Source organism: Cellvibrio sp. ATLC23 (assembly GCF_057196725.1).
Genome location: NZ_JBXUOS010000007.1, coordinates 99,378 through 122,027 on the forward strand (window position 1 = coordinate 99,378; position 22,650 = coordinate 122,027).

The 22,650-nt window shown below is 46.7% G+C and carries 22 protein-coding genes and 1 tRNA gene; 9 read left to right on the forward strand and 14 right to left on the reverse strand.

Features of this window, described 5'->3' with window-relative positions; translation table 11 throughout:
* Nucleotides 1-138: 138 nt before the first annotated feature.
* The gene (locus tag AC2CG4_RS12700) at nt 139-1,707 is read left to right on the forward strand and encodes an MFS transporter (RefSeq protein ID WP_484486609.1); all 1,569 of its coding nucleotides are present in this window, start codon (nt 139-141) and stop codon (nt 1,705-1,707) included.
* Nucleotides 1,708-1,794: 87 nt separating this feature from the next.
* On the opposite strand, the gene AC2CG4_RS12705 is transcribed toward AC2CG4_RS12700, so the two are convergent.
* Together AC2CG4_RS12705 and AC2CG4_RS12710 are read right to left on the reverse strand one after the other, a co-directional pair.
* Complete coding sequence (locus AC2CG4_RS12705) at nt 1,795-2,211, reverse strand: PilZ domain-containing protein (RefSeq protein ID WP_484486610.1); 417 nt, start codon at nt 2,209-2,211, stop codon at nt 1,795-1,797.
* Between the two features lie 145 nt (nt 2,212-2,356).
* Nucleotides 2,357-2,896: a YehS family protein gene (locus AC2CG4_RS12710; protein ID WP_484486611.1), complete on the reverse strand. Its 540-nt coding sequence runs from the start codon at nt 2,894-2,896 to the stop codon at nt 2,357-2,359.
* Nucleotides 2,897-3,199: 303 nt separating this feature from the next.
* Here AC2CG4_RS12710 and AC2CG4_RS12715 point away from each other — a divergent pair, with 303 nt between their 5' ends.
* On the forward strand, nt 3,200-6,142 hold the full coding sequence (locus AC2CG4_RS12715) for a TonB-dependent receptor (protein WP_484486612.1): 2,943 nt from the start codon (nt 3,200-3,202) through the stop codon (nt 6,140-6,142).
* A gap of 89 nt (nt 6,143-6,231) precedes the next feature.
* Nucleotides 6,232-7,461, forward strand: coding sequence for a dienelactone hydrolase family protein (locus AC2CG4_RS12720; protein WP_484486613.1), 1,230 nt, complete (start codon nt 6,232-6,234; stop codon nt 7,459-7,461).
* A 399-nt stretch (nt 7,462-7,860) separates the two neighbouring features.
* Here AC2CG4_RS12720 and AC2CG4_RS12725 read toward each other — a convergent pair whose 3' ends face one another.
* The 6 genes from AC2CG4_RS12725 to AC2CG4_RS12750 form a co-directional block, all read right to left on the reverse strand.
* The gene (locus AC2CG4_RS12725; protein WP_484486614.1) at nt 7,861-8,460 is read right to left on the reverse strand and encodes a putative adenosine monophosphate-protein transferase Fic; all 600 of its coding nucleotides are present in this window, start codon (nt 8,458-8,460) and stop codon (nt 7,861-7,863) included.
* A 7-nt stretch (nt 8,461-8,467) separates the two neighbouring features.
* Complete coding sequence (locus AC2CG4_RS12730) at nt 8,468-8,656, reverse strand: YhfG family protein (RefSeq protein ID WP_484486615.1); 189 nt, start codon at nt 8,654-8,656, stop codon at nt 8,468-8,470.
* A 241-nt stretch (nt 8,657-8,897) separates the two neighbouring features.
* Nucleotides 8,898-8,973 (reverse strand) — tRNA-Phe (locus AC2CG4_RS12735).
* Between the two features lie 236 nt (nt 8,974-9,209).
* Complete coding sequence (locus tag AC2CG4_RS12740; protein WP_484486616.1) at nt 9,210-9,791, reverse strand: phosphoribosyltransferase; 582 nt, start codon at nt 9,789-9,791, stop codon at nt 9,210-9,212.
* 57 nt (nt 9,792-9,848) lie between these two features.
* A complete protein-coding gene (locus AC2CG4_RS12745; protein WP_484486617.1) occupies nt 9,849-10,916 on the reverse strand; it encodes an adenosine deaminase in 1,068 nt (355 codons plus the stop codon).
* A 57-nt stretch (nt 10,917-10,973) separates the two neighbouring features.
* Nucleotides 10,974-12,152: an amidase gene (locus tag AC2CG4_RS12750; RefSeq protein ID WP_484486618.1), complete on the reverse strand. Its 1,179-nt coding sequence runs from the start codon at nt 12,150-12,152 to the stop codon at nt 10,974-10,976.
* A gap of 262 nt (nt 12,153-12,414) precedes the next feature.
* Here AC2CG4_RS12750 and AC2CG4_RS12755 point away from each other — a divergent pair, with 262 nt between their 5' ends.
* The gene (locus AC2CG4_RS12755) at nt 12,415-14,031 is read left to right on the forward strand and encodes a hypothetical protein (RefSeq protein WP_484486619.1); all 1,617 of its coding nucleotides are present in this window, start codon (nt 12,415-12,417) and stop codon (nt 14,029-14,031) included.
* 111 nt (nt 14,032-14,142) lie between these two features.
* Here AC2CG4_RS12755 and guaD read toward each other — a convergent pair whose 3' ends face one another.
* The 3 genes from guaD to AC2CG4_RS12770 form a co-directional block, all read right to left on the reverse strand.
* Nucleotides 14,143-15,459, reverse strand: coding sequence for a guanine deaminase (guaD, locus tag AC2CG4_RS12760; protein WP_484486620.1), 1,317 nt, complete (start codon nt 15,457-15,459; stop codon nt 14,143-14,145).
* Between the two features lie 386 nt (nt 15,460-15,845).
* A complete protein-coding gene (locus AC2CG4_RS12765; protein ID WP_484486621.1) occupies nt 15,846-16,376 on the reverse strand; it encodes a CYTH domain-containing protein in 531 nt (176 codons plus the stop codon).
* A gap of 206 nt (nt 16,377-16,582) precedes the next feature.
* On the reverse strand, nt 16,583-17,182 hold the full coding sequence (locus AC2CG4_RS12770) for a TetR/AcrR family transcriptional regulator (protein ID WP_484486622.1): 600 nt from the start codon (nt 17,180-17,182) through the stop codon (nt 16,583-16,585).
* A 154-nt stretch (nt 17,183-17,336) separates the two neighbouring features.
* On the opposite strand from AC2CG4_RS12770, the gene AC2CG4_RS12775 reads away from it, so the two are divergent.
* The 5 genes from AC2CG4_RS12775 to AC2CG4_RS12795 all read left to right on the forward strand — a co-directional run bounded on the left by AC2CG4_RS12775 (nt 17,337) and on the right by AC2CG4_RS12795 (nt 20,810).
* The gene (locus AC2CG4_RS12775) at nt 17,337-17,762 is read left to right on the forward strand and encodes a carboxymuconolactone decarboxylase family protein (RefSeq protein ID WP_484486623.1); all 426 of its coding nucleotides are present in this window, start codon (nt 17,337-17,339) and stop codon (nt 17,760-17,762) included.
* A gap of 65 nt (nt 17,763-17,827) precedes the next feature.
* Nucleotides 17,828-18,481: a DsbA family oxidoreductase gene (locus AC2CG4_RS12780; RefSeq protein ID WP_484486624.1), complete on the forward strand. Its 654-nt coding sequence runs from the start codon at nt 17,828-17,830 to the stop codon at nt 18,479-18,481.
* A gap of 3 nt (nt 18,482-18,484) precedes the next feature.
* Nucleotides 18,485-19,153 carry a cupin domain-containing protein gene (locus AC2CG4_RS12785; RefSeq protein WP_484486625.1) on the forward strand — a complete coding sequence of 223 codons (669 nt, stop codon included), beginning with the start codon at nt 18,485-18,487 and terminating at the stop codon, nt 19,151-19,153.
* 83 nt (nt 19,154-19,236) lie between these two features.
* Nucleotides 19,237-19,647, forward strand: a complete 411-nt coding sequence (locus tag AC2CG4_RS12790) for a group II truncated hemoglobin (RefSeq protein WP_484486626.1) — start codon at nt 19,237-19,239, stop codon at nt 19,645-19,647.
* 242 nt (nt 19,648-19,889) lie between these two features.
* Complete coding sequence (locus AC2CG4_RS12795) at nt 19,890-20,810, forward strand: alpha/beta hydrolase (RefSeq protein WP_484486627.1); 921 nt, start codon at nt 19,890-19,892, stop codon at nt 20,808-20,810.
* 103 nt (nt 20,811-20,913) lie between these two features.
* Here AC2CG4_RS12795 and AC2CG4_RS12800 read toward each other — a convergent pair whose 3' ends face one another.
* The 3 genes from AC2CG4_RS12800 to AC2CG4_RS12810 all read right to left on the reverse strand — a co-directional run bounded on the left by AC2CG4_RS12800 (nt 20,914) and on the right by AC2CG4_RS12810 (nt 22,646).
* The gene (locus AC2CG4_RS12800; protein WP_484486628.1) at nt 20,914-21,756 is read right to left on the reverse strand and encodes a penicillin-binding transpeptidase domain-containing protein; all 843 of its coding nucleotides are present in this window, start codon (nt 21,754-21,756) and stop codon (nt 20,914-20,916) included.
* A 35-nt stretch (nt 21,757-21,791) separates the two neighbouring features.
* Nucleotides 21,792-22,262 (reverse strand): hypothetical protein, encoded by a 471-nt coding sequence (locus AC2CG4_RS12805; RefSeq protein ID WP_484486629.1) that lies wholly within the window; start codon nt 22,260-22,262, stop codon nt 21,792-21,794.
* A gap of 105 nt (nt 22,263-22,367) precedes the next feature.
* Entirely contained in the window at nt 22,368-22,646 is a 279-nt protein-coding gene (locus AC2CG4_RS12810) for an oxidative damage protection protein (RefSeq protein ID WP_484486630.1), read from the reverse strand.
* Nucleotides 22,647-22,650 lie beyond the last annotated feature (4 nt).

Here is a 22,650-nt window from a genome sequence, read left to right on the forward strand (position 1 = left end):
CAACACTAGCCCCTGTTCCAAAAGCAGTTAAAAAACCAGATTGACACAATGTCATCGCAGGGAAGTGCATCAGAATACAACCGGTTATCCATCATAAAAACCATTCTGAGCAGAACAACAACACGAGGTTTTAAGACCATGCAGGAATCCACTCACAAACTCTCGCTGCGAGAGAAAATTGGTTATTCAATGGGCGATGCCGCCGCCAACTTTGTCTGGCGCAGCGGATTTTTCATTCCCGTGTTTTATACCGACACCTTCGGCATCACCGCCGCTCACGCCGCGATTTTGATTTTGATTGTACGTCTATCAGACGGCTTAACCGATATCATCATGGGCTCAGTTGCAGACCGCACCAATACTCGCCAAGGCAAATTTCGGCCATGGATACTCTGGTCAACTCCTTTTCTAGCACTTTTCCTCGCGTTAATTTTTACCACCCCCGACTTCAGTTATACCGGTAAACTCATTTACGCCTTTGTCATTTATTTTTGCCTGACCCTCGCCTACACAGCGAACAACGTTCCCTACGGCGCACTAATGGGAGTCATGACCGATAGCGTTAAAGAGCGCGCCAGCTTGTCCAGCTTCCGCTTTATCGGTGCATTTGCCGGCGGCATGCTGGTAATGACCACTATGCCAGCGTTAGTAGCAATGTTGGGCAAAGGCGACCAAGCAGTTGGCTACCAGTACACAATGCTAATTTTTGCAGCACTTCTCACTGTTTTTATGCTGATAACTTACAAGAGCACCAAAGAACGCATCCAAGCGCCGACACAACCTGACGGTAGTCTATGGACTGAGATGAAAGACCTGTTTACCAATTTACCGGTGATTTTAATCCCCGTATTGGGAATCAGTGTGATGATTATTAGTCTTGCCCAAAATAATTGGCCATCCACTTACAAATACACTGCATTAGTATTTATGTTGCTGTGCTTTTTGTTTTCGGTGTATTTGCGCAACAAAATTATTGCCAAGCCGCGCGAGCATTTAAGCAACACCCAAAAGGATCTGGCCGATCTGCTCACTAACAACCCTTGGTTGATCCTGCTGTGCATCGGCATAATGTTTGGCCTCTTCACAGTAGTGCGCCCAAGTGCGGCCAGTTACTATTTCATGTACTACTTAAAACGCCCGGACTTGATTGGCATTTATTTTTTCCTGACGCTGGCAGCGTCGCTCGTCGCAGCTATTGCCACCGGCTGGTTGTCCAATCGCTTTAATAAGCGGACCTTAATGATTGCCGCATTTTCACTGGGTTCAATCTTTAATGGCGCCATTTATTTTGTCACTCCCGACAATATTTACACCATGATGAGCCTGGCAACTATTGGCGAGTTTTTCGCGGGCATGATGCCAGTACTCTTTTTCAGCATGTTGGGCGACACAGTGGATTATTCTGAATGGAAAAATCACCGTCGCGCCACCGGCCTAATCTACTCTGCCGGAACCTTTATCAATAAAACCGGCCACGGGTTCGCCGGCGCAATGGTATTGATCGTGCTTGGGATGTATGGCTATGACGCCAAAGTAGAAAGCACAATTATCGATTCACTTCCGGGAATGGTGCTCCTCATGAGTGGAATACCCGTAGTGATTGGTATCACAGGTACCATCTTTACCCTTCTCTATACGCTTGATGACAAAAAAATGAAAAGGATTGAAAACGATCTAATTGTTCGTCGTCAACAAAATGCTGGCTAACAACCCGGTTTTATAATCGATAAAAAATCCCCGCCACAGCAATGTAGACGGGGATTTTTTTATCTAACTTGTTTTGCACAATAATAGCTAATGCTGCGCAGCACCATCAAAGTTAGCCGAGTAGTGCTCAATCCATTCCAACGCCGCCTCCTCACTGCTCAACTGCCGCCCTTTGAGCGCCAGACGTTGACGATAGTCCTCAATCTGACACACCTGCTCCACCATACGCGTGCGAAAAAATTCGTCGTCACTGGTAAAGCGCACTCCCACTTCATAGGACTTGGATGACCGCTCGCGGCGCCACACAATCACCCCGCGCCCGTGGTAATCCGGGTTGATGACAGGAATATCAAACTCTACCAAAGTACCCACTTTGACCGGCTTGTCGGTAATAAAACACAGCCCGCCCGCGCTTAAATTGCGCACCCGTACACGCGAATCTTCATCGCCACCGGCGCAGACTTGAATGGGAATAGATGTGGGGTGACGAATATAAGTGCGCATAACCAATAACTCCCGCGATTGCTGGATCACACTCAAAGTGTAATCCAGCAATCGCACTGAACACGGAAGCAATTGTTATGAAGATACGATTGGTTAGACCAAAAAAGGTGGCTCAGCAAGGCTACCGTCAGCCCCCGGCAAAAAACTATAACGCTACAGACTCTGTTGCATCGGCTATATTGCCACGCATTTTAACTTGCAGACCTTTAAGAAAATTGCGCAGCACTTGCGCTTGGCACTCGCGATAATTATTGTGCCCCGGCTTGCGGAAAAATGCGCTCAGCTCGTGTTTACTCAACGGAAAGCCAGCCAGTTCCATCATCTCCAGAATTTGCTCATCTTTAAAATCCAGCGCGATTTTTAATTTGCGCAGAATAATATTGTTGGTGAGTTTTTTTTCCGGCTCAGGCTGCTCACCTTCACGCTTACCGCGCCTTTTAGTGATCAAACCATTTAAAAATATCGCCAGCTGTATATCGCGCAGCTCTTTGAACTCAGGCTTATCATCCGACTTTAACCAATCGCTCACCTGCTCGCGCGACGCATTAAAACCACCTGCCGCAAACAAAGCCATCATTTGCGCATCACCAAAATCAAAAATAAAACGTACCCGGCGGAGAATGTCGTTATTGGTCATGGCGAGAATCCCGAAGTTAAGAGCATCACAAGGGTTGGCAACAGACATCCGAAGCACCCCGCACCCGTTTTGCGGCGCAATCCCGCACCTTACTGTATTTTTTCTTATATATCAATAAGTTAGCGAAACATCCCAACACCTACCAATCGCCCTGTCGCGCAAACCCACAACCACCCCTCAAACAAAAAATGATACGCAGACTGTTACTTTTTTGGATAAAAGGATTACCAATGTACACACTTTTGGTATTACCAATAATAATTTTGGACAGCACCTTTGGTAAAGCAAAGGCCTATGCTATGTTGTTTATGCGGTCAAAACTTAACTATAAAAGTTCCTGGGGATGAAATCATGACAAAGTTACGTACAAAGGTTTGCAGTTTATCGCTTGCGATTTCTGCTGTGTCATCCATGGCATATGCGCAAGAACAAGCAGGTGCAGTAGAAGAAGTAATGGTTACCGGCATCCGGGCCTCCTTACAGAACGCGATCGAGGAAAAGCGAGCTGCCACCAATCTGATCGAAGTGATTCAATCAGAAGATATTGGTAAGTTACCTGACCAAAATTTGGCAGAAGTCTTGGAAAATATTACCGGTGTGCAGATTACTCGTGAAGGCGGCGTGGGCGTCGGCGTCCAAATCCGTGGCACCGATGCTAACCGCACTGAAATCAATGGCGTTTCAACTGTCGGCTCCGGCTCTGGCCGTAGTGGCATTAGCTTTGAAGACGTTTCCGCATCGATGATATCTGCGGTTGAAGTAACCAAAGCGCCCGAAGCAAAAACAATCGAAGGCTCCGTAGGTGGCACCATCAACCTGCGCACTATTCGCCCACTTGAGTTAAAAGAAACCTTGGGGTCTGTGCGTGTTCAAGGCGAGCAGAGCGACCTTTCAGCTGATGGTGGAATGACGCCAAGACTGTCAGGAACTTATGGTGACAATTGGTCTACTGGTGCCGGTGAATTCGGTGTTGTAGTCAGCGCTAGCTATGCTGAGATGGATGTTACCGACTTCCGCCCTCGTGTCGATCGCGATAATTTAGTTGCAGCAGGCGTGAATCCTTCACTGCCAGATGCGCACTTACCAATCCAATTTCTTCAACAAGATTATGATAACTATGAGTACGAAACGAAAAACGTTTCTGCTTCATTTGAATGGGCGCCCAACGACGACACCAAGCTCTATTTTGATGCTGTGGTAAATGACCAAGAGCGCAGACAAGAGAGCTACAGATTGCAAGCTTCAGGTGTAGGTGCGAATGGCGTTAAAGATAAAGCACTGATTACCGATTGGGAAACAATTGATTTTGGAACCGTTCATGGAGCAAACGGCTCTCAGGATATAGGCTCTATTCTGGCAGTGACCAAGGGCATATTAGTTCCTGAGCAAACCGGCAATCTGGACCCCAACCTGCGCAACTCAACCGACACCAACGCTCGCGTGACCGACAGCAATATTTTTAGATTGGGCGGCGAATGGAATGGCGATAAACTTTCAGTGCGTGTTGAGGCATCAACCTCGGACTCTGAAAGCAATACCCCTAACTTCAGTACCACACTTAATTTTATCAACCCGAACTCTGCCTCACAGGTGGGAAGAATCGATAATGGTGTACCGTTTGAGTTTGACTTGACTGGCGGATCACTGACATTTGGTATCGCACAAGGCTTGGCCACTACACCTACCACTGAAATGCTGCTTGACCCCAAAAACTATGTGATTGCCTCGGTCAACCAAAGCAATAACTTAACCGAGAATCAGGAAGACGCCTTCCGCGTTGATTTTAGTTACAACTTGGACATGGCAGGCATTACCACAATTGATGCAGGTTATCGCTTCAACAAGTCATCCAGTCTCAAAGATGTAAGCGGCAGTAACTTCACCATCTCTGATCGCAGAAACTCTCCGACAGGTGACATGTTTGCAAGCGTTCTTTCTCCTGGCGCCAACAACTTTAACGACGCCGATGGTCGCAAGCTTTATATAAAAGATTTCCTGCTGGTTGATCCCGCAAAATCATTTGCTGACCCAGAAGGCGTAATGGCTGCAATGAACGCTGCAATCGTTGCAAACAATGCAGCTAATGGCCGCAATCAAGCGCAAATTTCTTCACCTACCTCAACTGCTGCATCTTTCTTTGACATCTCAGAAGAAACCAACTCACTTTATGCGCAAGCAAATTTTGAGTACGGCATCTTCCGCGGTAATGCAGGCTTGCGATATCTGGAAACTGAAGTTGATTCATTGGGCAACAGCGTTGTTAATGGCGTAGTTACTCCCAATGTTGCAACAGGCAGTTATGACTTCTTATTGCCACGCGTAAACCTTGTAGCTGATGTGAGAGAAGATTTAGTTCTTCGTGCTGGCTGGGGCAAAGATATTCGTCGCCCAGACTTTGATGACCTGTCAACCTCAGTTGCATTCCAAACTAGCGAAAACCAAGCAGTTGCCATCGGTAACCCTGGCTTGGAGCCTGAAGAAGTTACCTCGTTCGACCTCTCTGCTGAATGGTATTTTGCCCCATCCAGCGTATTGAGCGCAGGTATTTTCCACAAGGTTCGTACCGGCCTGCACGTAACTCAAACACAAGATGCCGCACTTGATTCGTCAGGATATCGCGACAATACCGCACCTTGTGAAGGTGGCGGCATTTGGAACCCGATTGCAGTGCGCAACACCTTAAGACCAGCGGCAGAAAATGGCATGCAAGGTCTGTGTGTTCCTACCTCATCGAAAGTTAACGGTGCCGGTGAAACCACACAAAAAGGTATTGAGCTTGCTTTCCAATACGATCTCGCTGAGTTTGAAGATACCCTCGGCTGGGCATCTGGTTTTGGTTTTATCACCAACTACACCTATCAGGAATTCTCTGGTGGCGAAACCGACCAAACTCCAACAAGCCGTGCAGACCAAGTATTTACTCTGTTAGGCCAGCCAGACGTTTCTATACGCGCAGCACTACTTAATCTTTCTGAAAACGCCTATAACATCACCGCGTTCTACGAAAAACACGATATTTCAGCCCGTGTTCGCTACACCTGGCGCGATGAGTTTAGTACCAATAATTACGGCAGCGGTAGCGATCCCTGGGGCTTCTACGCAATTCAAGAAGCCAGAGGTCAGCTTAACGCCAGTATCAATTATGACGTGACTGAACAGCTTAACATTGGTCTCGAAGCGATTAATTTACTGCGTGAAGACACTCGTCAATACTGTGTGAATGGTGGCGCATTACTGTGCTATCAAGGTCTTACCGACCGTCGTATCACTCTTGGCGCAAGCTATAAGTTCTAATTCATTACGAGAACTTAATAGCAATACCATCGAAAAGCCGGGAATTTATTCCCGGCTTTTTTATTGTTAATTGGCTCGTGGAGTGAGCTATGCCAAAAGCAATCGCCCTCTGGATATTGTCCTGTATCGCCTGTAATAGTTTGGCCACTAGCGCGAGCGAAGCATTGGTTTCCGCCTATTGGGAAAGCGATGATTCAACCTACACACAAACGAAGAACCAACTGATAAGTGCCGCCGGCGGTGATGTACTTAAACTCTATCAATGGCTTAAACGAGGGCCAGGTTATCGCACAGATGCCCCACGTGGCATCCTTGAGCAGCAGCGCACCGCAGACGACGGAGCTCGGTTTCCTTACGTAGTTGTAGTACCAGAAACTTATAACGCGCAGCGACCTATTGCCGTAGAGTTTATGTTGCACGGCGCCGTTAATCGGCCACGCTGGGGTGCCGGAGGCAAATGGTGGAACAAAGGGAAAAAATATGAAGCCTATTTGCAGCGCGACCAAATAACCGTATTTCCCGCAGCCTGGCGCAATGCAGTCTGGTGGAGCGATGCACAAGCCGATAATCTCTCCAGCATATTGCGCAGCCTAAAATCGACCTACAACATCGATGACAACAGAGTTTATCTCTCAGGCGTTTCTGACGGCGGCACAGGCGCTTATTTTTTTGCGTTTAAACAACCGTCCGAATGGGCCGCATTTTTGCCCTATATCGGCCATATGGGAGTGCTTACACTTAAAAGCGAACAGCAGACAGGCAGTGTAGATATTGAAAACTTAGTTAACTCCGCACTCTTTATTGTCAACGGCGAAAACGATCCCGTATACCCAGCCAAATCTGTTGCCCCTTTCATACAAATTCTGGAAAAAGCAAAAATAAATCACCGCCACACACTGATCGAAAATGGCAAGCACGACATGAAATGGCTCGGAGCAGAACAGTCGAATATTTCAGTATTTAAAGAGCAGCACGTACGCGACCCACTACCAGAAAAAGCCAGATGGATAACTGATCGCGTAGACCGCTACGCACGCATTCATTGGTTAAAAATAGATGAACTCAGCAAGCGCAAAAACCCCGGGTGGATTTCGGCACGCAGAAATGGCAATGCATTTACGGTACTAACTCAGGATGTCTCGCGCTTCACACTACTACTCAACCCCGACATGATCGACTTCAATCAACCCGTCGCCGTTACCTTAAACGGCAAGCCTGTTTTTAATGGACTCGTAGCACAAAACGCAGAAGTATTATTTCGATGGGCGAGCAATAGAGGTAGGGCACAATTATTTACCGCGGAATTAACGTTGGAATAAACACACGCAAAATGATGATTAAAACAAACTGATGAGCAAAAAAGCACGCAATCCGAATAATGTTTGACAGTTATTAAATAAAGCAGCTTTTAATCAGTTAGACCGCGCAGGAGAATGGAAGCGACCCAATTCATTTGGAAAATTGAAAGCAATAAAATTCGACGAAACAGAATTAGCCTGACTCACTATAGAGCAAATTAAAAGACTGATGATTGAGCTTGAAAATAGTAGCAACCCTTCGGCAGTTATCGTGGCTCGCATATGCCGGGCAACAGGAGCACGATGGGGCGAAGCGGAGGGATTAACCGGCCTACAAGTTAGAGACGGTCGCATCACATTCAGCAAGACCAAAAGCGGCAAAACCCGCTCAGTGCCTTACAGCGACACAGTGATTGAAAATTATGTGATTTCTTCACATATGCAACGTTCAAAAACCAACTCAAGCTTTCGATAATCACACAGTAACGCTGAAGCGATATTTGCATCAAGCCATTCATCAGCCTGAACATTTCTCCAATCAACCCCAAATCCAGCGTTTACAATAATGTGTTCAAATAAAATACGCTGGGCCCGTCCGTTTCCCTCCCTAAAGGGATGCAGCATGTTGATCTCACCATAGTATTCCGCAACCAACTTTACTAAATCTGGGCGATTTAAACCCTCAAAATAGCCTTGCTTCGCCAAAGAGGAAAAAAGCTTTGCAGACTCAGGGACTATTCGATTTACATTGCAAAAACGAGTATTAATCTTGCTGATATCGATAGTGCGCAGCTCACCTGCCCACTCATAGACATCAGAAAAAAGCTGACTGTGAATATTACAGAGATAACTTAGATCATAAGGAGGGGGACAGAATTCGATGAGATTTGCATTTATATCGGTGATATCTCTTTCAGCTAACACCAAGAGATCAGAGTCTTTAATATTTAGAAGATTTTTTAACGTGTCAGTGCCAGGATAACAATATACATCCTGCCCCAAACCATATTTATCGATCACAAATGCCTCAATAAGCCAATTGCTTATACTTGGCTATTACTTCATCTTTATGCGATGCAGAAACAGGAGTGCTGCGAGTCGTAGTTACTGTAAACCCCTCCAATCGCAAACTAGCGGAGTAGTTTCTACCGCGAGTGCGACGAACGAATTCAATTTTGTTCTGTAAAGATACTCCGCTAACTTTAATATTCGCCATGATTACGCCTGCAGGAAAATCAGTGATATAAAAATAATGGATACGAATAAATGTAGAGCAAGGAGCGTATCAGATCAACAACAGCTCGCTTAACGATTGTATAGCAGCCAGAAACAAAAAAACCTCCACTTGGGAGGTTTTTTACGCCTTTCACTAAGTTATTAGCGTAGGCAAAATGTAGTCAGTGGCTTGAACATTGCAGCTTAAATTGCAGCCAAGCCATTGATTCTTAAGTAATTAATGGTGCCCAGACCCGGAATCGAACCAGGGACACGAGGATTTTCAATCCACTGCTCTACCGACTGAGCTATCTGGGCGTGTCGCGTCTTGTTCAGTGTTTGCTAAGCGCTGCACTGCAAGAGGCGCGTATTAAACCTGTTTGGCCTTTTTGAGTCAATAGTCGGGATTAAAAAAAATTGAATCCTGACTGATATGGTTATTTTCACCGCGCAAATCGCTCACTTAATACACTTGTGTATTTTCCGGTGCGCACACGTTCTATCAGCTAACCCTCTATTCAAACATTCACTCATCAGATCACAGGGCAAACAGCCTATTGTTTAAAGTCGTCGCCATCCTTTGCGCGCGCAATGGTATCGGCGATTTCGCTGCCCTTGCCCTGCAAAATTTCCTGTGGGGTCAAGCCGCACAATTCGTGCGGAAATACTAACCAGCGGTCGGTGGCGTGCACGTAAAAATCTGGGGTTAACTCGGTGACATTGCGCGCGGGTTTATACCAGGGGCAGGCAATTTTTATTACGTTGGGTGTATTGCGGCGGGACTTGCGTTTGATTTCGTCGATAATGGCCTGTATCGAACGACCGGAATCAAACACGTCATCGACAATCAATAATTCCTGATCGGCATTAACGTTTTTAATAATGTAATCCAAACCATGCACACGAATGTCTTTGCTCTGTTTATCGATACCACAATAGGACGACGTGCGAATTGCGATATGATCGGTCGCAATTCCCATGTATTCCAAATATTCCTGCACCGCAATGCCCACCGGTGAGCCGCCGCGCCAGACACCAACAATAAAATGCGGGCGAAATCCGCGCTGATAAATTTGCTCGCCTAATTTGAATGAATCGAGCAAGAGCTCATTGGCGGTAATAAAATGTTTATCCATCGCGCTTACCTATTGTCGAAATACGATTGGTATTGAAATACTAATGGCATTGAAATACTACTGAAAATTGTTTGCGTAGTTTTTTAGCTGTGCAATAAACCTCAGCTTTTCATCATCGCTAATAAAACTCGACGTAAAACTATGGTGAGCTAATAGCAACGCCTGTTCGCGGGTTACGGGAAACGCATCGGCGAGAGCAAAATAGTTGTCGTTGAGATATCCACCAAAATAAGTGGGATCATCCGAGTTAATCATTACACGCAAACCTGCACCCAGCAGCGTAAATAGATTATGTTCGGCCATAGTATCGAACACACACAAACGCACATTGGAGAGCGGGCACACAGTGAGCGGAATTTGCGTTTCGCGCAAGTAGTCCATCAACTTCGCATCTTCATCGCAACGCACACCGTGATCGATGCGTTCAACATTTAATAGTTCAATCGCCTCCCAAATATAACTCGGCGGGCCCTCTTCCCCTGCGTGAGCAACTACGCGATAACCTTCTGTGCGAGCGCGGGCGAAGACTTCGGTAAATTTACTGGGAGGATGACCTAACTCAGAACTGTCCAAACCGACGGCGATAATTTTATCTTTCCACGGCAGGGATTCTTCCAGCGTTTTCATCGCACTCTCGGCACTTAAGTGACGCAAAAAATCCATTACCAACTTTGCACTGATACCCCAGTCTTTTTTGGCATCAGCCATCGCGCGCAAAATGCCGCTAATTACCGTGGCAAACGCAACACCACGCTCGGTATGAGTTTGCGGGTCAAACGACAACTCCGTGTGCTGCACATTATCGGCTTTGCATTTTGCAAAATAATCGCGAGTGAGATCGTAAAAGTCCTGCTCAGTATTGAGCACCGACGCGCCGCGATAATACACATCTAAAAAACTTTGCAGATTGGTGAATTGATAGGCGGCTTCAATTTCCGCGATGGATTTATAGGGCAATTCCACCTGGTTGCGCTGCGCCAATTTAAACATAAGCTCTGGCGACAAAGCCCCATCGAGATGCAAATGCAGCTCTGCTTTGGGCAGGCCAGCTAAAAAATCGCGCGAGGCCAATTCATTCAATTTGGGTATGCCGGAAAAATCCCGAGCAATCACCGATGGAATCATATTTATTCTCCTTTCCCGATAGGTTCACTGTTTATCGCAATCTCACCGCAATACAAATTAACTACTCGCTTCACATAAATCGCAGGCCAGTTGCAGCAAGGCTTTATCGCTACCTGCTTTGCCGAGCAGCGATATGCCGCAGGGCGCATTCTGATCCATTAACACTGGCAAATGTACTTGTGGCAATCCGGCCAGGCCAGCAGGCGCCGTCAGCCCCATTAATTGGCTGCGATAGCTGTCCATCCAATCAGCTTTTGCACTGAGCAAAGGTGCTGCGCCGGGTGTGGTGGGCAACAAAATTAAATCGACATGAGCAAACCAACTGTTGATATCGGCACACAAGCTGGCGCGCTCGATCTCTGCCGCGCGCTGATCCGCCTCTGTGAGCGTAGCGCACCATTGCAAGCGCGCGTGAATATCCGGTGCAAAACTGGGGTTGTGCGCAGTAATCCAATCGCCATGAGTGTGCCAAATTGCTCTACCCTGCAAGGTGCGAAAACACTGACTAGCACGACTGAGCCACGCGCTATTGAGTGCGATAGATTGACTATTTTGCAGCAGTGACTGATTGTTCAACCAAGCCTGATGCGCAGGCGTCCAGAGCGCGCGATCTTGAACGGGCAACAACAGAGCGATGCGCAGTGATTTATATTCGAAGCAACGCGGCAGATGATCGGGCAGCAATACCTCGCCCAATTGCGCGAGGGTTTTGGCATCGCGCGTGATCCAGCCGACGCTATCGAACAGTGGCGCAAGCGGCACCATCTGCTCGCGGCTAATCAGCCCGTGACTGGTGCGAATACCAAACAAACCGTTATAGCTCGCGGGTACACGAATCGAGCCGCCGGTATCGCTGCCGAGGCCTATATCTATATCGCCCGCCGCCACCGCTACTGCTGAACCACTCGACGAACCGCCGGGCAAACGCTCGGGGCAACGCGGATTCAGCGCTGCGCCATAGTGAATATTTAAACCGTTGAGACTGTAGGCGAGTTCGTCAGTTTGAGTTTTGCCGATGAGTTCAGCACCGGCGTTCAGTAATCGCATCACTACCGGTGACGTCTGCTCAGGTACAGAGTGACTGGCCAGCCAATCGGGATTACCAGCTGCCGTGGGCAAACCGGCGATATGGAATAAATCCTTAACTCCCAGCCGTAAACCAGCGAGACTGCCTGAGCCTATACGGGGATTAGTATAAGAGCCGCGCCATGCAAAGACGCGTTGATCGAACGCCATAAATAATTAAACCCCCACGCATCAAATCCATGTAAAAACGATCACCGTAACACGAACAAAAATTAAAGCGGAGGCGTTGGTGCTTACGTGAATAAATCACAACAGCCTATCGCAATCGCGCACATTGCAGCGCAGAAAATTACTATAGATTAACACTCTAACAGGAGTGTTAGGTGTTACAAGGATAAGGCCGTTCCTGTTACTCAACGGAGAAAAAATACTTTTCTCTTTCGCGTGTAACTTTATTTATCGGAGAAGGATCATGCCCATTTGGAACAGAAAAGAAATTCTCATCCCTCAATGGAAACAAAGATGGTGGGAGTTCGCTCGCAGACGCTGCAGTCAACGTATTTTAATCGTAACCGACACCAGCGGATCATTTGATCCGGGAAGCTCGACTGGCCTCACCGCACTGATTCGCGTACTGGAAGGCAATGGCGATGTACCTGCAGCAGTACCCGCCACAGTGACTAAAGTATCCAAGACTGCAGGCTTTAGTTTTGAATCTGCATCACCTGCCGTCACCACAGCTAATTACGATCAGGTTTGGCTGTTCGGTTTTGCCTCTGGCCCTGCCTCAAATAACGCGGCTGAAATTCGAATACTTGCGCAATTTATGCAAGCCGGTGGCGGTGTATTTGCAACCGGAGACCATAGCGATATTGGTCGCCCTTTATGTGGTGCGCTTCCGCGTATTAGAAAGATGCGCGAATGGTCGGCGGTACCTATGAGCGGCCCCACACGGATCGATACGGTTAATAATCCCGGCGCCAATGGAATCGCGCAGAACTCTGACCAAAGCGATAAGTTCCCACAAACAACCTACCCTTTACTTGATGCCTCTGGCGTTCCCCACCCGTTATTGCGTAGCAGTGCGGGCGCAATCAATGTGCTGCCAGATCACCCACACGAAAGTGAATGTTATGCACCGCGCGGCGCGGCGATTAGTGGCGATTTCAGTGTTGCGGGCATGGCCGCTTTTCCTGAATTTCCAAGTGTAGCCGGAGCCCCCAACGGGCCGGAACTGGTTGCGATCTCAATGTCTGCCAGCTTAAATGTGGACAAAGGCGCAGTAACACCGCGCTGCTTTGGTGCTATTACCGCTTATAACGGCCACCTCGCCAATGTTGGGCGAGTCGTGTGCGATTCCACATGGCATCACTTCGTTAATATGAATTTGAACTCTTCAAATCCCTATGGTGATGTGGGCATGTACGAAGGGGCGCCACTGGTAGCCACCGCAGCTTACAAACAAATACAGCGCTACTACGCCAACATCGCGGATTACCTAACACCCAAAACGCGCAAATGGTGCCGCCTGTTTGATCTAGTGGCGACCGAGCTTTTTGAATACCCATTATTAGAAGAGATAATTACCCTGCCTCCTATCCCGCCTCGTTTTCCTGACTTTCCTGATTGGCCGCGAGCAGTAGCGCTCGGCAAATTAGTCCAATCATCTATTGAAGGTAAATATGGCAAAGGCGCATTTGCATCAATCGTTGAAGATATCCTTGATGTTGCCGATTTGGATGAAAATGCCAATCACACTCTCAATGCAGGGCTACACGGATCATTGCTGTCACAACCGCAGCGAAAAACCAAGCAATACGATGACGCTGCAGGGCTTACGGAATTAAAACTGGGATTAGTAGGGCATGTATTTTTAGCGATAAAAAAAGAACTGCCCGATAACCCGGACGATTTAGCAGCCTCAGCAGAAAAATTGCGCGACACAAGTAAAAACCTGATCGCAACCATGGCGTCAAAATTTTTACACGAAGGCATTAGCTATCGCTATCAGAGTTATCAAGAGGATATGGAACTGTTGAAAGTTTTTGCGGCAGGAATTGCAGAGAGAGCAAGCAGCACTAAAAATTAAACACGTCGGTCTAACAGTTATACGATAAGGCTAACTGTTAGACCGCGTATTACCGACCTTTTATTCCCTCCACAATCCATTGATTGATTAATTTCCCTCTTACTCATTGCTTTATGCACTACCGGCGCGCTGAAACATCTGCTTACCCATAATATAAACACGCACGATATTGTGCTCATCACCCAATATCATTAACGCAAATAATTTTTCGGCAAGTGTCTGCGCGGTCGATTGCCGCAAGGTTTGCAGCGGCGTTGCAGCCAAGTTAATCAGAATAAAATCCGCTTCTTTACCCGGCGCAAAATTACCAATGCAATGATCCAATTGCAGCGCCCGTGCATTACCCAAGGTGGCCATATAAAAGCCTTTTAACGGATGTAAACTCTGCGCTTGCAGCTGCAAAATTTTGTACGCCTCGGCAAGGCTGCGCAGTTGCGAAAAACTGGTGCCGCCGCCGACATCGGTAGCCAAACTCACTGAAATGCCTGCGCGCTCCAACCGCGCCATATCCAACAAGCCACTGCCCAGAAATAAATTTGACGTAGGGCAAAATGCAATGCCCGATTGGGTTTGCGCCAAACGCTCTATTTCAAGCTCACTCAAATGAATACCGTGACCAAATACACTGCGCGGGCCGAGCAAACCGTAATGATCGTACACATCCAAATAATCGCGCGCGCTGGGGTAGAGTGATTTTATTCGCGCAATTTCCTGCGGGTTTTCAGAGAGGTGTGTTTGCAAATAAAGATCGGGATATTCGCGATACAATTTTCCCGTGAGCGCCAATTGTTCCGGTGAGCTGGTGAGCGCAAAACGCGGCGTAAGTGCATAGTGCAAACGCTGGGTGTTATGCCATCTATCGATCAGCTCGCGGCAATCGGCATAACTGGTTTGTGCTGTATCCAATAATTCAGCGGGCGCATATCGATCCATCATCACTTTTCCGGCGATCATGCGCATATTCATTTTTTCTGCCGCCGAGAAAAATGCCTGCGCCGATTGTGCAAAAACCGTGGTGTATACCATCGCGCTAGTTGTACCGTTTTGCAGCAGAAATTGTAAAAACTGCTCCGCCGCAACCGCCGCAAAATCCGGATCAGAAAATTGCAGCTCCGCAGGAAACGTATACAGGTTGAGCCAATCCAACAATTGCTCACCGTAAGACGCAATCACCCCCGCTTGCGGGCAATGAATATGGCTATCGATAAAACCCGGCATTAACAAATGCTCAGGAAAATGCTCGCACCGGGTTAAATCCAAACCCTGTTTTGCCATAACCTGCGCATCACCAACCGCTTTCACGCGACCACGCTCAACCAGCAATACACCATCAGCAAAATACTCAACACCCTCACCCGTTTGCGGATTAGGCGCATCGGTAAAATGCAAAATTTGCGCACGAAAGGCGCGGATATCAGCAGCAGTCATAACCAGCCTTAACAATCAGGGGAGCAGAGAGAACACTATAAATGATGTGATCGTATTGCAGCGAAAAATATTATCCCCATCACACAAAACGTTCCCACGAAACAATTACAGCGTAATGCAGCTTCGTAGTTTGGCGGTGAGGAACGAACCCCAACATGACTATGTTTCCGACCACACAAACGTCTCGAGTAAATGGCGCTAATTTTTTACAGCACACCTAAAACAAAAATCCCGCTCACAACAATATAAGCGGGATTTTTTTATCCGTAAGGCGTGTTTCGCGAAGCAAGCCACCGAACTTCGCAGTTCGGCCAAAAACCGGAAACTGGAGGAGGAGCGCATTAATCGGAAGGCACAATGATATTGATAGCACCTGTTCCCATTTATTACCCAGTAGTTTGATAAGCTGTGACATTTGCTGAGGCTTTAAATGCTAAATACCCGCCAGAATACTCTGGGTTTCCAGTAACCTCCACCCAGTCTGAGGAATTGAGCTCAAACTTTGAAAGTGCTTCATAACTTTTAAATTCAATTTCTGCCAAAACCAAACCCGATAACTCACCTTGGAATTGATCATAAATAATTCTACGCTCAGAAAACTCTTCTATATACCGTCTCTTCTTTAGCGATGAGCCATTTAACATACCCAAGGCAAGCAGGTCGTTTTCAGTTAAATTTAACGAGGTTATAATGCTTGTTTCGGCTCCCAGATCGGTGGCTCGTTCTTTTCTGGTTAGTTTCCTTCCGATAATTTCACCAGTTTTTGAACTTTCAATTCTAAGTCTAAGATTTGAATTTTTTAAATAGTGATCATGAATATCAATATATGACTCAGGAAGAATTTCTGGCAAATTCTTTAGCAGAAATTTCTTTTCAATTTCATAGCGCGAATAGTTCCCGACATATCCAGCTAACACTTCTATTACTCCCGCTCTGACGCAATTTAGAAACTTGGCGAGTTCTGTCTTCTAGAACGGCTGTTGCGGTTCGCAAGCTCACCAGCAACCTACAAACCAATCACTCAGACAAGCCATCACCTATAACAACTACAGCGCTTAAGAATAGCTAACAAAACAAAAACATCACTTTAAATTTCTACTGACTCAACCACCCTAAATCACAATCAAATACCTGCCCGATAAACATCAAGCATACCGACCATATCATCGGCTAGCGCTTCAACTTGGGAGCTGGGAACTTTGCGCTCAGCGAAGGCGCGCAAGCCGATGATTTGGGTTTGTAGCAAACGCGCCAGACGTGGGCATTCAACGTCGGTGCGCAATTCGCCTTTTAGTTTGGCGGCTTCCAACACTGTGCAAAGTTTTTGTTCAACGCTGGCGAGCATTGCATCGACCTGAGTTTGCAAAGCGGCGTCTTCGGCGTTTACCTCGAGCAAGGTTTTGATCAGCATGCACGCGCGCGCCGGAGCCTGTTCGGTGCAGGGCGCGGCGAATGAGCGCAAATAGCACTGCAAGCCTTCGATGATGTTTGGAGCCTCATCCAGTATGCGGTCAAAGTCATCGCCCGCGCGCGCCGCGTAAGCTTCCAGCGCCTCGGTGAACAAACCGCTTTTACTGCCAAATGTCGCATAGAGACTGCCGGGGCGCATGTCCAAGGCGTGCTCTATATGCTTCATCGACGACGCGTAATAACCTCTCGACCAGAACAACTCGACCGCCCTCTCCAAGGCAACCTGGCGATCAAAACTTGCAGTGCGAGCCATTGGGCTTTCCTCTTAAAAAAGTGTCTCTTAAAAACTGTTAACAAATCATAACGCTCATCTTGAATGATTGTTCAATTATAGCTTGACCCAATTTTTACCGGCAACTAGCATAAGCATTAATTGAACGATCACTCAAAAAAAGGAAGCGCCCGGTTTGCTTGAGGGTTATCAAGTGCTGCACGAGCTATTTGTAAACAGCAGTTTCAATGCCGATGAAAAAACTGTGGTATGGCAGACGATAAATGTTGAACATGCCTGCCATTATTGTGTACCGGCGCATACCGGCATCGCCAAATCGATGAAGGTAGCGGACGAAATAACCAATGCACTGCGCGATAAAACCGCACTGCCCACCGCTAAACTGGAAGCCTTACGCGATTTTACTTTAAGGATGGTTCGTCAGCGTGGCGAACTTAATGAGCAGCAACTGCAAGATTTTTACGCGGCAGGTTATACCCAGCAACATGTATTGGAAGTAATTTTGGGTCTCGCGCAAAAAGTGATGAGCAATTACACCAATCACATCGCCAAAACACCGATCGATGATGCGTTTAAAGCGTTTGCGTGGAAAAAGAAATAATCTTTTTGCAGCGCAAATTCACATCACAACAATGAGCCAATGAATTTCAATTTCAGGAGACAGCAATGACCGCGACCGCAAACAAATTACGTATCGACATAGTGTCCGATGTAGTCTGCCCTTGGTGCATTATCGGCTACCGGCAGCTGGAACGCGCGTTAACGGAAACAGCGACACCCTATGAACTCCACTGGCATCCGTTTGAATTGAATCCCGATATGGCTGCAGAAGGCCAAAATTTGCGTGAGCATTTGGTAGAAAAATATGGCTTAACCAAAGAGCAATCGGAAGCTAACCGGACGAACATAGCCGCTGTAGGCGCTGAGCTTGGTTTTGAGTTTCGTTTCAGCGAGGATATGCGCATGCACAACACATTTAATGTTCATCAACTTTTGCATTGGGCCGAGCAACAAGGGCGCAAGCACGATCTGAAACAAGCATTGTTTGCTGCGCATTTTACGCATCGCAAAAATTTATCGGACGATACTGTGCTGGCCGATGTCGCCGCAGAGATTGGCTTAGCGCGCGACGAAGCACTTGCGGTATTAAAAGATCAACGCTTCGCCAATGATGTACGAACTGCAGAGAAATTTTGGATCGATGCGGGCATCCGCGGCGTACCGGCGATCGTATTTAATCAACGCCACTTGGTAACCGGCGCGCAAGGCACTGAAAATTACAAACAAATTCTGACGCAGTTAATGCAAGAGACTAATTAAGTAATGGCAAGCCTAATCAATGCAGATTTTGCACAACGAGTTGTGATTCGACCTGACGATTATCACTGGGTTGACTCACCCATGCCCGGTGTTGAACGCATGATGCTCGACCGAATTGGCGATGAAGTTGCGCGCGCAACATCAGTTGTGCGCTACGCACCGTTTAGTGAATTCTCGGCGCACACGCATTCCGGTGGTGAAGAATTTTTTGTGCTCGACGGCGTTTTTGCTGACGAGTACGGCAGCTACCGAAAAGGCAGTTACATCAGAAACCCTATAGGCACATCGCACACACCCAAAATTGGCAAAGAAGGCGCGATTATTTTTGTCAAACTGCAACAATTCAACGCCGCCGATATAAAACCAACCGTTATTGATACGCAAACAACACCCTGGCGCCAAGGGCTAGTAGATGGCTTAAGCGTAATGCCACTGCATGAATTCGAAGGTGAACACGTCGCTTTAGTGAAGTGGGCACCGAACACACAATTCAGCAGCCACCGACATTGGGGCGGCGAAGAAATATTCGTACTAGAAGGCACCTTCCACGACGAACACGGCCAATACCCCAAAGGCTCATGGATCCGCAGCCCCCACCTAAGCCAACACCAACCTTTCACCAAAGAAGACGGCGCATTGATTTACGTGAAGACGGGGCATTTGTTTATATAACACTCCCAGCAGGTTGCTGTATGCAGCACTGCAATCCTGCGACAATAACGGCCTTTCGCTAGTCACAGCTTATAGGTTTTCAAATGGCAGACGTTCCTCTTTACGGTTTTTCCGATACATCCTTTCAAGCCGCTGGTGGCATAGAGGGCATTCGCCAACTGGTAGATGATTTTTATTTGGAAATGGATACGCTCCCGGAAGCAAAAATAATTCGAGAAATGCACAAAACTGATCTCACCGAGTCGCGCGATAAACTGACATTATTTTTGTGCGGCTGGATGGGCGGACCGAGTGTTTACCGGGAAAAATACGGGAACATTAACATTCCCCGCGACCACGCCCATTTAGCCATTGGCGAAGCCGAGCGCGATGCTTGGTTATTGTGTATGGAGCGCGCCATTGCCAAGCAGAATTATTCAGTGGAATTTGCAACTTATCTGCTTGGTCAATTGAGGATTCCTGCCGAACGAATACTTTCTGCCAGCAAAAAATAAATCACATATAAATAGAAGATCCTCTCTCCAAGTACTTTTTACTACCTTACACTTCTTAAGTTCACTTATCTTATAATAATCTTGTATGCTTGAAATGCTCATCCCATTCTGCTGCAAAAAATTAGCTATTTATTTTTGTTCGGCCTGGGCGGAGTTTTAAAAATAAAAGAAGTAGTTCGAGGCCAACAAGAAAAGCTACCGAATGTTAATAACGTAAATTTAAATTCCATTAGGAGAAAAACATGCGTCGGCAATTGAATGTCTTTTTAAAAATTTTAGTTTTAGGTTTGGTCTACCTGCATAGCGCGGCAATATTTGCGCAGGATGGGAAAATGTATCCCATTGACGCACCTAAAGAGCCGAATGCTATTCCGCTGGGCACGGGTGGTGTGGATGATCAACCGGCAAAAGAATCCTGGTTTCGTCAGTGGGGTGATCCCATGGCGAGAAACATTACCACAGCAACACTAACGCCTTTTCTCGCTGATCCGAAAAAAGCCAACGGCACCAGTGTGATAGTGGCACCGGGTGGTGGATTTATGTGGCTTTCAATGGGCAACGAAGGTTGGGAAGTTGCTGAGGCATTGGCTGCAAAAGGCATAAATGCGTTTGTACTCAAATATCGGTTGCAGCCCACGGTTGATTCGCTGGAAGGTTTTGAAAACCAGATGAACCAACGTTTTGCCGAAGCCGCAAAACCGGCAAACGAGCGACCTGCTCGACCGCAGTGGAATTTAGAAAACCATTTAGAAGATGCAGAAGCCGCTTACGCATTAATTAAAAGCCGCGCAAAAGAATGGAATGTGGATATGAAAAAAATCGGCATGATGGGATTCTCCGCCGGTGCAGGGCTTACGATGGCGACCACACTGCAATCGAAAAAAGTTAAGCTGGCGTTTATCGCACCGATTTACGGTGGCATGGATGCAGTTGAAGTACCTAAAAATGCACCGCCCATGTTTGTGGCAATTGCAGTCGATGACTTTTTATTTCACGGTGAAACCGGGCTAATAAAATCCTGGTACGACGCGAAAATTCCAGTGGAATTACACTTGTACCAAAATGGTGGTCACGGTTTTGGTTTAGGCAACCCAGATCGCACCAGCAACAAATGGTTTGATTCCTTTATATATTGGCTTGAGGTGAATGGGTTTCTTAAATAAGAAATTAATTTGCGCAAGCGAAGCCCGCTTAGTATTAAGCGGGCTTCTTATGCATTGCCATTGCCGATTGGTATTCAAAATAACTCGTTCTGTGCGAACACTTTTATTTTTGCTCGTCGCTCCATAAGCCCAAATCTGCCAATAACTGCAGCGCCAGCGCTTTGCGTGAATCTTTCAAATCCGAAAAATTTTCAGCCTCCATATACAGCGCAAATGCCGCAACCGGTTTAGCGTTTTTATCTTTGACATAACCTACATACCAACCCTCAAAAGCTCCGTCATTATTATTCAGGTCAATTGGTCCTGCGCCAGTTTTAGCGTAGATCGAAAAGGTATGGTTAGTTTCTTGTAGAGCGGCAGACTCAAACGCGGCAAAGTTTTTGGCGCTGACACCACAACGGTTTTTTAACAGACAAGCGATAAAGTTTATTTGCTCGAGAGGAGAGATTTGTAACTCTCTGTTTAACCAAAACTGATCGCTGCCGGGCGTAAAGGTTTGGTTGCCATAGCGGAATTTGGCGAGCCATTTTTTATATTGTTTAGGTTCAATACGCGGAACCAGTGCTTGGTAGTACCACACAGCAGAATGTTTAAAAGCAGTTGCTAAAGTGTGTGATTGCTTCCATGTTTCCGGCCAGAAACTTTTTGCCGGATACTTTTTTTGATCCCACTCAAAACGCTCATCAACCGAATGCACCGCACCCGCTTCGAGCGCGATTAAGGTATGGGGAATCTTAAAGGAGGACCAAGGACCGTGGCGCTGCGCCAAACCCGATTCATTGATCGCCCAGCAGTGATTATTTTTATAATCAACTGCGAGAAAGGTGACTTTACGGGTGCCAATTTCCGCAGCGTAAGATTCTGCATGGATTGGCTTGGTGGTTTTGCAGATATCGGCAAAACAGACAGAAGAAATCAACATACTGAATATTATTACTATTTTCATAATCATCGCCATCATCCATAAAAATTGCTAGGAAATCAGAATTTGTAGCCGACAGACAAATCGAGATAGATGCTATACCCGGTCTTCAAATAGTTGCCATTAGAGTTTGTATACTGTTGTTCAAAATCTTCTAAAGAAAGCCCTGTTGATGCATTCCACCCCGACTCCCACAACCAAATGTATCCAACACCGACCCCAAAGCTCTCACGCTCATATGTATCAAACAAAATGCCATCCTCATAATCGTTATAGCTATCATCGGTATTTTTTCCCCAATAAACTCCATAAAACAATGAGTCTTCGTTTTCATAGTTATAGCGTTTTACAGAGATTGAAGTTGGCAGGCCAACACCTAGACTCCACTTACCCTTTTGTACCTCAACTCCAAAAATACCTGTGTAGCGAGATGCACCCAATTTTGCATTAAATGAATAACCATCATTCGCCTCCTCGGCAAACACGCAATTGGAAAATAACAACGCACCAATTAACAATATTTTTTTCAATCTATTACTCCTAATTTAACAAAGATAGTGCTGCGGACTTATATACCAGTTCCTTGCACATCACATTATTGCACTCAATGGCGCTATGCCTGTTATGCCCTGTAACTATTTGCTTTTCGGCGGTGGCACATAGCCCTCTACTTCATCCAACTTATCGCCGGACAAAAACTTTTCCATCTGTTCGGTTAAATACACTTTGGTGCCCATATCCATTACGTTTAAGCGTTTTTCGTTAATCAATAATGTCTGGTGTGCCATCCACTCTTGCCAGGCTTTTTTGGAGATATTGTTAAACAAATCCAAACCCTTGGCGCCGGGGTAAGGGGGCATATCCAAACCTTCCAGTTCTTGTTGGTACTTGCGGCAAAAAACCATGCGGCTCATATTT

Bases quoted from the DNA above. Each gene is read 5' to 3' on its own strand.
- AC2CG4_RS12700 (WP_484486609.1), top strand. From the start codon at position 139: ATGCAGGAATCCACTCACAAACTCTCGCTGCGAGAGAAAATTGGTTAT.
- AC2CG4_RS12705 (WP_484486610.1), bottom strand. From the start codon at position 2,211: ATGCGCACTTATATTCGTCACCCCACATCTATTCCCATTCAAGTCTGC.
- AC2CG4_RS12710 (WP_484486611.1), bottom strand. From the start codon at position 2,896: ATGTCTGTTGCCAACCCTTGTGATGCTCTTAACTTCGGGATTCTCGCC.
- AC2CG4_RS12715 (WP_484486612.1), top strand. From the start codon at position 3,200: ATGACAAAGTTACGTACAAAGGTTTGCAGTTTATCGCTTGCGATTTCT.
- AC2CG4_RS12720 (WP_484486613.1), top strand. From the start codon at position 6,232: ATGCCAAAAGCAATCGCCCTCTGGATATTGTCCTGTATCGCCTGTAAT.
- AC2CG4_RS12730 (WP_484486615.1), bottom strand. From the start codon at position 8,656: ATGGCGAATATTAAAGTTAGCGGAGTATCTTTACAGAACAAAATTGAA.
- AC2CG4_RS12740 (WP_484486616.1), bottom strand. From the start codon at position 9,791: ATGGATAAACATTTTATTACCGCCAATGAGCTCTTGCTCGATTCATTC.
- AC2CG4_RS12745 (WP_484486617.1), bottom strand. From the start codon at position 10,916: ATGATTCCATCGGTGATTGCTCGGGATTTTTCCGGCATACCCAAATTG.
- AC2CG4_RS12750 (WP_484486618.1), bottom strand. From the start codon at position 12,152: ATGGCGTTCGATCAACGCGTCTTTGCATGGCGCGGCTCTTATACTAAT.
- AC2CG4_RS12755 (WP_484486619.1), top strand. From the start codon at position 12,415: ATGCCCATTTGGAACAGAAAAGAAATTCTCATCCCTCAATGGAAACAA.
- guaD (WP_484486620.1), bottom strand. From the start codon at position 15,459: ATGACTGCTGCTGATATCCGCGCCTTTCGTGCGCAAATTTTGCATTTT.
- AC2CG4_RS12770 (WP_484486622.1), bottom strand. From the start codon at position 17,182: ATGGCTCGCACTGCAAGTTTTGATCGCCAGGTTGCCTTGGAGAGGGCG.
- AC2CG4_RS12780 (WP_484486624.1), top strand. From the start codon at position 17,828: ATGACCGCGACCGCAAACAAATTACGTATCGACATAGTGTCCGATGTA.
- AC2CG4_RS12785 (WP_484486625.1), top strand. From the start codon at position 18,485: ATGGCAAGCCTAATCAATGCAGATTTTGCACAACGAGTTGTGATTCGA.
- AC2CG4_RS12790 (WP_484486626.1), top strand. From the start codon at position 19,237: ATGGCAGACGTTCCTCTTTACGGTTTTTCCGATACATCCTTTCAAGCC.
- AC2CG4_RS12795 (WP_484486627.1), top strand. From the start codon at position 19,890: ATGCGTCGGCAATTGAATGTCTTTTTAAAAATTTTAGTTTTAGGTTTG.
- AC2CG4_RS12800 (WP_484486628.1), bottom strand. From the start codon at position 21,756: ATGAAAATAGTAATAATATTCAGTATGTTGATTTCTTCTGTCTGTTTT.
- AC2CG4_RS12810 (WP_484486630.1), bottom strand. From the start codon at position 22,646: ATGAGCCGCATGGTTTTTTGCCGCAAGTACCAACAAGAACTGGAAGGT.